This is a genomic window from Stenotrophomonas sp. P5_B8, from assembly GCF_054049855.1.
The window spans coordinates 1-7,718 of record NZ_JBFULO010000175.1; the positions used below are offsets into that span (position 1 = coordinate 1).

The following is a 7,718-nucleotide window of genomic DNA, read 5'->3' on the forward strand; positions in this document are numbered from 1 at the left end:
GGATGTTCGTGAGGAGCCGGCCAGCGGCCGGCGCTACCGGGGCGCGTTCGGGATTGCCTGGAGCCGGCCAGCGGCCGGCACTACCCGGGCTGCGTTCGGGATTGCCTGGAGCCGGCCAGCGGCCGGCGTTACCGGGGCGCGTTCGGGATTGCCTGGAGCCGGCCAGCGGTCGGCGTTACCGGGGCGCGTTCGGGATTGCCTGGAGCCGGCCAGCGGCCGGCACTACCGGGGCTCGTTCGGGATCGGCCAGGGCCGCCAGCGGCCGGTATTACCCGCGCAGGCGGCTGTGGCGGTAGCCGTAGCCGAAATAGATTGCAAAGCCCACTGCGGTCCAGACGCCCATCAGCATCCAGTTGTGCGCTGTCATCGCGGTCAGCAGCGCCACGCAGCTCAGTACGCCCAGGCTGCAGATCAGCCACGCCATCGGCATCCGGAACGGACGCGGCAGGTCCGGCTGGGTGCGGCGCAGGATCAGCACGCCGGCGCACACCGCCGCGAAGGCGATCAGGGTGCCCATCGAGGTCAGCTCGCCGAGGATGTCCAGCGGGAACAGCGCTGCCAGCAGGGCGATGCCGATACCGGTGATCACCGTGTTGATGTGCGGGGTGCGGTACTTGGGATGGATCTTGGTGAACACCGGCGGCAGCAGCCCGTCGCGTCCCATGATCATGAAGATGCGCGGCTGCCCGATGATCATCACCAGCACCACCGAAGACAGGCCGATCAATGCGCCGATCTCGACCACGATGCGCAGCCAGCCCAGCTGCGGGTGCGCGGCCACGGCGGTGACCACCGGCTCATCGGTGCCCAGCAGGGCGTAGGGCACCAGCCCGGTCATGACCGCAGCCATGGCGATGTACAGCACCGTGCAGATCACCAGCGAGAGCAGCATGCCGATCGGCATGTCGCGCTGCGGCCGGTGCGATTCCTGCGCGGCCACCGAGACGGCCTCGAAGCCGATGTAGGCGAAGAACACCATCGCCGCGCCGCGCAGTACGCCTTCAAAGCCGYACTYGCCCGGTCCCTCGTTGGCGGGGATGAACGGGGTCCAGTTGGCCGGGTCGACGTACTTCCAGCCGGCGATGATCACCAGCACGATCAGCCCGGTCTTCAGCACGACCATGGCCATGTTCATCGCCGAGGACTTGCTGATGCCCACGTAGCACAGCCAGGTCAGCAGCAGCACCAGGATGGCGGCCGGAATATTGGCGATCGCACCGGTCGGGCGCAGCTGCGCATCCAGCGGGGCACTGACCAGCGCCGCCGGCAGGTGGATGTCGAAATGACTCAGCAGGCTCAGGAAGTACCCGGTCCAGCTGACCGCCACCGCCGATGCGGAGACGCCATATTCCAGCACCAGCATCCACCCGATGAACCAGGCCGAGAGCTCGCCGAACGTGGCATAGGTATAGGTGTAGGCACTGCCCGACACTGGCACCATCGCCGCGAACTCGGCGTAGGCCATCGCGCAGAACGCGCAGCAGATCGCAGCCAGCACGAAGGACAGCATGATCGCCGGGCCGGCGTGGTTGGCCGCCGCCTGACCGGTGATCACGAAGATGCCGCCGCCGATGACCGCGCCGATGCCAAGCGCGGTCAGCCCCCACGGGCCGAGGGTGCGGACCAGGCTCAGGCCGTTGGCGTCTTCATGGGCGGCGTGGGGGTGCTTGGTGGCCCACAGTTGCTTGAACATGGTTTGGGTGTCTTCTCAGGTACGACGTGTCAAAACACCGGGCCGGCGCAAGGCCGGCCCGGCAGCACTCAGGCGGAGGTCTTGTTGAGCTTGCTGTGGCGGATGCCATAGCCGAAGTAGATGCACAGCCCCAGCAGCGTCCAGCCGAGGAACAGGTGCCAATGCACCGCGAAGGCCTGCCAGAACAGGAACAGGCACGACAGCGCGCCCAGCGGGCAGATGATCCACACCACTGGCACGCGGAACGGACGCGGCAGTTCCGGGCGCGTGTAGCGCAGGATCAGCACGCCGATGCAGACCGTGGCGAAGGCCAACAGGGTACCCATTGAAACCAGTTCGCCCAGCACGTTCAGCGGCACCAGGCCGGCCAGCGTCGCAGCCAGCACGCCCACGACAATCGTGGCCCAGTACGGGGTGCGGAAGCGCTTGTGGACCTTGCCGAAGATCTTCGGCAGCAGGCCGTCGCGCGAGATCGTGTAGGCGATGCGGGTCTGGCCCATCATCATCACCAGCACCACTGAGGACAGGCCGGCGATCGCGCCGATTTCCACTGCGGTCTTCAGCCAGGACAGGCTCGGGTAGGCTTCCAGCGCGGTGGCCACCGGCTTGTCGGTGCCCAGCAGGTGGTACGGCAGCATGCCGGTCAGTACCGCGCAGACGATGATGTAGACGATGGTGCACACCGCCAGCGAGCCGAGCAGGCCGATCGGCATGTTGCGCTGCGGATCCTTGGTTTCACCRGCGGCGGTGGAGACCGCATCGAAGCCGATGTAGGCGAAGAACACGATGGTCGCCGCGCGGAACACCCCGCTCCAGCCGAATTCGCCGGATACGCCGGTGTTTTCGGGGATGAAGGGATGCCAGTTGGCCGGGTCCACATGCGCCGCGCCGATGCCGATGAACAGGCAGATCACAAACACCTTGATGGCCACGATGATGGCGTTGACGAAGGCGGACTGGGTCACGCCCACGTACAGCAGGCCGGTCACCGCCGCCACGATCAGCACCGCGGGCATGTTGAACAGCTTGCCGGAGGAAATGAACTCCTGCCCGGTCCAGGCGATCGGCGCGGCACTGAGCGCGTCGGGGAAGGGCATGTGCAGCGTGGTGGTGATAAAGCTGATCAGGTAGGCCGACCAGCCCACGGCGACCGAGGCCGAGGCGAACAGGTACTCCAGCACCAGGCACCAGCCGATGAACCAGGCCATGCCTTCGCCCAGCGTGGCGTAGGAGTAGGAATAGGCGCTGCCGGAGACCGGCATCATCGCCGCGAACTCGGCGTAGCACAGGCCGGCCAGCGCGCAGGCGAAGCCGGCGAACACGAAGGACAGCATCACCGCCGGGCCGGCATGGTTGGCCGCGGCCTGGCCGGTCAACACGAAAATACCTGCGCCGATCACCGCACCGATGCCGAGCATGATGAGGTGTTTCGCCGTGAGGGTCCGTTTCAACGTGACTTCGCCGTCCAGGCTGCCTTCGATGGGCTCACCGGCATCGACGTGCCCGGCCGGTTCAACCGGTTTTACCCTCAACAGAGACTTCAGCATGCAGTGCTTCCCTAAATGGACAAAGGTGAGGTGCGCGGTACTTTGCCGCACACCCTGATGGCAACTGGGCGCCCCAACGGTGCGGGGCCCGCTGTACCTTAGCCAAAGCTGAAGCCCACGCACAAGCACAAATGCAGCATGGGCCGGCGATAATCGACAAATTCCGCCCCGCGCCCCCGCCCCCATGTCGATCGACCCTGAATCCATTGCCGTTGCTGATGCCCACCTGCGCGCCCAACTGGCCGCATATGCGCGGCGCCAGCCTGAACACGCCGCCTTGGCTGACGAATTCAGCACATTGTTGGACGATGCGGAAAACCCGTTCCAGCGCGAGCGCCTGGCCGGCCACTTCACCGGCAGCGCATGGCTGGTCAGCACCGACGGCGCGCGCGTCCTGCTCACCCACCACCGCAAGCTGGACCGCTGGCTGCAGCTGGGCGGCCACGCCGATGGCGACCGCAACCTGGCCCGGGTGGCGCTGAAGGAGGCCGAGGAGGAGTCCGGACTGAGCGGGCTGGTGCTGGAGGATGGCGAGCTGTTCGACATCGACAAGCACTGGATCCCCGAGCGCAAGGACGTACCCGGCCACTGGCACTACGATGCCCGTTACGTGGTGCGTGCACTGGGCAGCGAGCAGTTCGCGATCAGCGAGGAATCGCTGGCGTTGGCCTGGCGGGATATCCGTGACGTGGCCAATGCGGCGATAGAAACCCCGGACGGTGATGATTCGTTGCCGCGGATGGCGAAGCGCTGGCTGGCGCGGTAACGACCGAAGCGCATCGTCCCTTTGCGACGCGCTCGGTCCGCAACGAAAGGCAGCCGAGCATGGCTCGGCTCTACCGGGACCTCGCGCGCACGGGTAGTGCCGAGCCATGCTCGGCAACCGCGCGGCACCACGCCACCGCGCCACCGCGCCACCACCGTCCGCAACCGGAAGCCCAACGTCGGCTGGCGCGTCGGACGCGGTTGACCTCGGTCCGACGCCTGGGTCAGGCCGTCGCGATGCCGGAACGGAAGGCAGCCGAGCATGGCTCGGCTCTACCGTCCGCAGCCGGATGCCCAACGCCGGCTGGCGCGTCGGTCGCGGTTGACCTCGGTSCGACGCCTGGRTCAGGCCGTCGCGATSCCGGAACGAAAGGCAGCCGAGCATGGCTCGGCTCTACCGGGACCTCGCGCGCACSGGTAGTGCCGAGCCATGCTCGGCAACCGCGCGCCAGCGCGGCACGACATCCCGCCGCCGGGCAGCCCAGCCGTCGATCAATACAGCACGCGGGTCCGCAGGGTGCCCGGGATCGCGGCCAGTTCTTCGCGCACGGCGGTGGCCTGGGCCTCGCTGGCGGTGATGTCGATGACCACGTAGCCGACCTTGGGGTCGGTGCGCAGGAACTGGCCGTCGATGTTGACGTTGTGGCGCGAGAAGATCTCGTTGACCCGGGACAACACGCCGGGCACGTTCTGGTGGATGTGCAGCAGGCGCAGGCTGTCTTCGTGCTCGGGCAGGGTGACTTCGGGGAAGTTGACCGCCGACAGGGTGCTGCCGTTGTCGCTGTAGCGGACCAGCTTGGCCGCCACTTCGATGCCGATGTTGTCCTGCGCCTCCAGCGTGCTGCCGCCCACGTGCGGGGTGAGGATCACGTTGTCGTGCGCGGTCAATGGCGACACGAAGGCATCGCCGTTGCCCTTGGGCTCGATCGGGAACACATCCAGCGCCGCACCGCCGATATGGCCGCTGTGCAGCGCCGCGTCCAGCGCCTCGATGTCCACCACGGTGCCGCGTGCGGCGTTGATCAGGTGGGCGCCGGGGCGCATCCGCGCCAGTTCGGCGGCACCGATCATCCACTGCGTGGCCGGGGTTTCGGGCACGTGCACGGTGACGATATCGGCGCGCGAGAGCAGGTCGTCCAGGCTGATCGCCGCGCGCGCGTTGCCCAGCGACAGTTTGGTTTCCACGTCGTGGAAGATCACCTGCATGCCCATCGCCTCGGCCATCACCCCGACCTGGGTGCCGATGTGGCCATAGCCGATGATGCCCAGCGTCTTGCCGCGCACTTCATGGCTGCCGGCGGCCGACTTGGACCAGCCGCCGCGATGGCATTCGGCGTTCTTCTGCGGAATGCCACGGGTGAGCATGATCGCTTCGGCGATGACCAGCTCGGCCACGCTGCGGGTGTTGGAGTAAGGCGCGTTGAACACCGGGATGCCGGCCAGCTCGGCTGCGTCCAGGTCCACCTGGTTGGTGCCGATGCAGAAACAGCCCACCGCCATCAGGCGCTTGGCATGGGCCAGTACCTCGGCGCTCAGTTGCGTGCGCGAACGGATGCCGACGATGTGCGCCTCGGCGATGCGCGCTTTCAACTCGTCTTCGGGCAGCGCCTTGCTGTGCAGTTCGATCTGCGAATAGCCGGCGGCGGTGAACACGTCGATCGCGGTCTGGCTCACCCCCTCCAGCAACAGCACGCGGATATCCTGCTTCGGGAACGAGGTCTTCTTCGGCGACATGGGCAAGGGCGCAGCGTGTAGGGCGGGAGCGCCCAACTATGCCAGAACGGGCAGGCGATTGTGCAGTGCGCCAATGGACGCGGCGATGGTTTCAGATGCATCCGTTGCCACCGCCTGCGGGCATGCCGACGGCCAGGACACCCACGGGGGTCTGCTACGCTTGGGAACTCCATTGCCCCGTCCCGATGCCATGACCGATCCGCGCCTTTCTTCGCTGTTGCAGGACTGCCCTGGGCTGCGGCTCAAGACCGACCCGGCCGACCTGGAGCACTACGGCCGCGACTGGACCCGGCGCTGGACCCCGGCGCCGCTGGCGATCGCACTGCCGGGCAGCGTCGAGGACGTGCAGGCGATCCTGCGCTGGGCGACCGCGCAGCGCGTGGCCGTGGTGCCGTCGGGCGGCCGCACGGGCCTGTCCGGTGGCGCGGTGGCCGCCCATGGCGAGCTGGTGCTCAGCCTGGAACGGATGAACAAGCCGCTGGCCTTCGATGCGGTGGACCGCACCCTGACCGTGCAGGCCGGCATGGCGCTGGAAGCGGTGCACAACGCCKCGCTGGAACACGGTCTGATCTATCCGGTGGATTTCGCTGCGCGCGGCTCGTGCTCGATCGGCGGCAACATCGCCACCAACGCCGGCGGCATCCGCGTGATCCGCTATGGCAACACCCGCGAGTGGATCGCCGGGCTCAAGGTGGTTACCGCCAGCGGCGAGCTGCTTGAGCTCAACAAGGGCCTGATCAAGAACTCCAGCGGCTATGACTTCCGCCAGCTCCTGATTGCTTCCGAAGGCACCCTCGGGGTGATCGTGGAGGCCACGCTGCGGCTGACCGATCCGCCGCCGGCCAGCAACGTGATGCTGCTGGCGCTGCCCAGCTTCGAGGTGCTGATGCAGGTGTTCGCCGCGTTCCGCGAGCGGCTGCAACTGCAGGCCTTCGAATTCTTCACCGACCGCGCGCTGGAACACGTACTGGCACATGGCGCGCAGGCACCCTTTGACCAGGTGCATCCGTTTTACGTAGTCACCGAATTCGCGGCCGGCGACGCGGCGCAGGAAGCCGCGGCGATGGCGGCCTTCGAGGCCTGCATGGAGCAGGGCTGGGTCAGCGATGGCGTGGTCAGTGCGAGCGATGCGCAGGCCGCACAGCTGTGGCGACTGCGCGAAGGCATCACCGAGGCGGTCGCACGCTACAAGCCGTACAAAAACGATGTCTCGGTGCGGATCTCGGCGATGCCCGCGTTCATGGCCGAAACCCAGGCCCTGATCGGCCAGGCTTACCCGCAGTTCGACGTGGTCTGGTTCGGGCATATCGGTGACGGCAACCTGCACATCAACGTGCTCAAGCCCGATGCCACCCCCGACGCCGAGTTCCTGACCCAGTGCGAGCACGTCACCAAGCTGCTGGCGCAGGTACTGGCGCGTTTCGATGGCAGCATCTCGGCCGAGCACGGGATCGGCCTGGTCAAGAAAGGCTATCTGGACAGCACCCGCAGCCTGCCGGAAATCGCGCTGATGAAGGCGGTCAAACGTGCGTTTGATCCACAAGGGCTGCTGAATCCGGGCAAGCTGTTCGACCTGTAGGCCGCGACAGGATTTCACGCAACCTATACGCTCTGTGCTTTCCACCGCGAACGACACCCTGATGATGCGTCCGATCCTGCTTGTTGCCGTGCTTGCTCTGCCGTTGTCGGCGCTGGCCTCCAGTTTCGCCGGTTCTTCGGCCGGTTCCGCCTCCGGCGCCTCCTCGGCCGGCTCGTCCAGCTCGGGCGATGACAAGATCGTGCTCGACGCACGCGAAGATGCCGCCGCGTTCGTCGCCAGCGACGGCGCGATCCGTGGCGCGCGACTGGAAGCGGCGCTGCTGCACCTGCGTGAGCGCGACGTCGCCCAGCGCGATGCCAGCGACCTGGCGTTGGCGAAGCGTCTGCTGGCGCGGTGATGCAACCGCGCCGCCGGGCCCGCCGCTGGCGCTGGGCGGCCC

The 7,718-nt window shown here is 67.2% G+C and carries 6 protein-coding genes; 3 read left to right on the plus strand and 3 right to left on the minus strand.

The annotated features are described in order from the left end of the window. Positions 1 to 268: 268 nt before the first annotated feature. Positions 269 to 1,693, minus strand: a complete 1,425-nt coding sequence (locus tag ACXJKH_RS11165; protein ID WP_457319478.1) for an amino acid permease — start codon at positions 1,691 to 1,693, stop codon at positions 269 to 271. A 68-nt stretch (positions 1,694 to 1,761) separates the two neighbouring features. Then, a complete protein-coding gene (locus ACXJKH_RS11170) occupies positions 1,762 to 3,240 on the minus strand; it encodes an amino acid permease (RefSeq protein ID WP_256773875.1) in 1,479 nt (492 codons plus the stop codon). A gap of 184 nt (positions 3,241 to 3,424) precedes the next feature. On the opposite strand from ACXJKH_RS11170, the gene ACXJKH_RS11175 reads away from it, so the two are divergent. Beyond that, positions 3,425 to 4,006, plus strand: a complete 582-nt coding sequence (locus ACXJKH_RS11175; RefSeq protein WP_457319479.1) for an NUDIX hydrolase — start codon at positions 3,425 to 3,427, stop codon at positions 4,004 to 4,006. 491 nt (positions 4,007 to 4,497) lie between these two features. Here ACXJKH_RS11175 and serA read toward each other — a convergent pair whose 3' ends face one another. Further along, on the minus strand, positions 4,498 to 5,739 hold the full coding sequence (gene serA, locus ACXJKH_RS11180; RefSeq protein WP_256777202.1) for a phosphoglycerate dehydrogenase: 1,242 nt from the start codon (positions 5,737 to 5,739) through the stop codon (positions 4,498 to 4,500). A 190-nt stretch (positions 5,740 to 5,929) separates the two neighbouring features. Here serA and ACXJKH_RS11185 point away from each other — a divergent pair, with 190 nt between their 5' ends. Together ACXJKH_RS11185 and ACXJKH_RS11190 are read left to right on the plus strand one after the other, a co-directional pair. Further along, entirely contained in the window at positions 5,930 to 7,318 is a 1,389-nt protein-coding gene (locus tag ACXJKH_RS11185) for an FAD-binding oxidoreductase (RefSeq protein ID WP_457319480.1), read from the plus strand. Between the two features lie 61 nt (positions 7,319 to 7,379). Continuing rightward, positions 7,380 to 7,676 carry a DUF2388 domain-containing protein gene (locus tag ACXJKH_RS11190; RefSeq protein ID WP_256777200.1) on the plus strand — a complete coding sequence of 99 codons (297 nt, stop codon included), beginning with the start codon at positions 7,380 to 7,382 and terminating at the stop codon, positions 7,674 to 7,676. The last annotated feature ends 42 nt before the right edge of the window (positions 7,677 to 7,718 follow it).

Bases quoted from the DNA above. Each gene is read 5' to 3' on its own strand.
- serA (WP_256777202.1), bottom strand. From the start codon at position 5,739: ATGTCGCCGAAGAAGACCTCGTTCCCGAAGCAGGATATCCGCGTGCTG.
- ACXJKH_RS11175 (WP_457319479.1), top strand. From the start codon at position 3,425: ATGTCGATCGACCCTGAATCCATTGCCGTTGCTGATGCCCACCTGCGC.
- ACXJKH_RS11190 (WP_256777200.1), top strand. From the start codon at position 7,380: ATGATGCGTCCGATCCTGCTTGTTGCCGTGCTTGCTCTGCCGTTGTCG.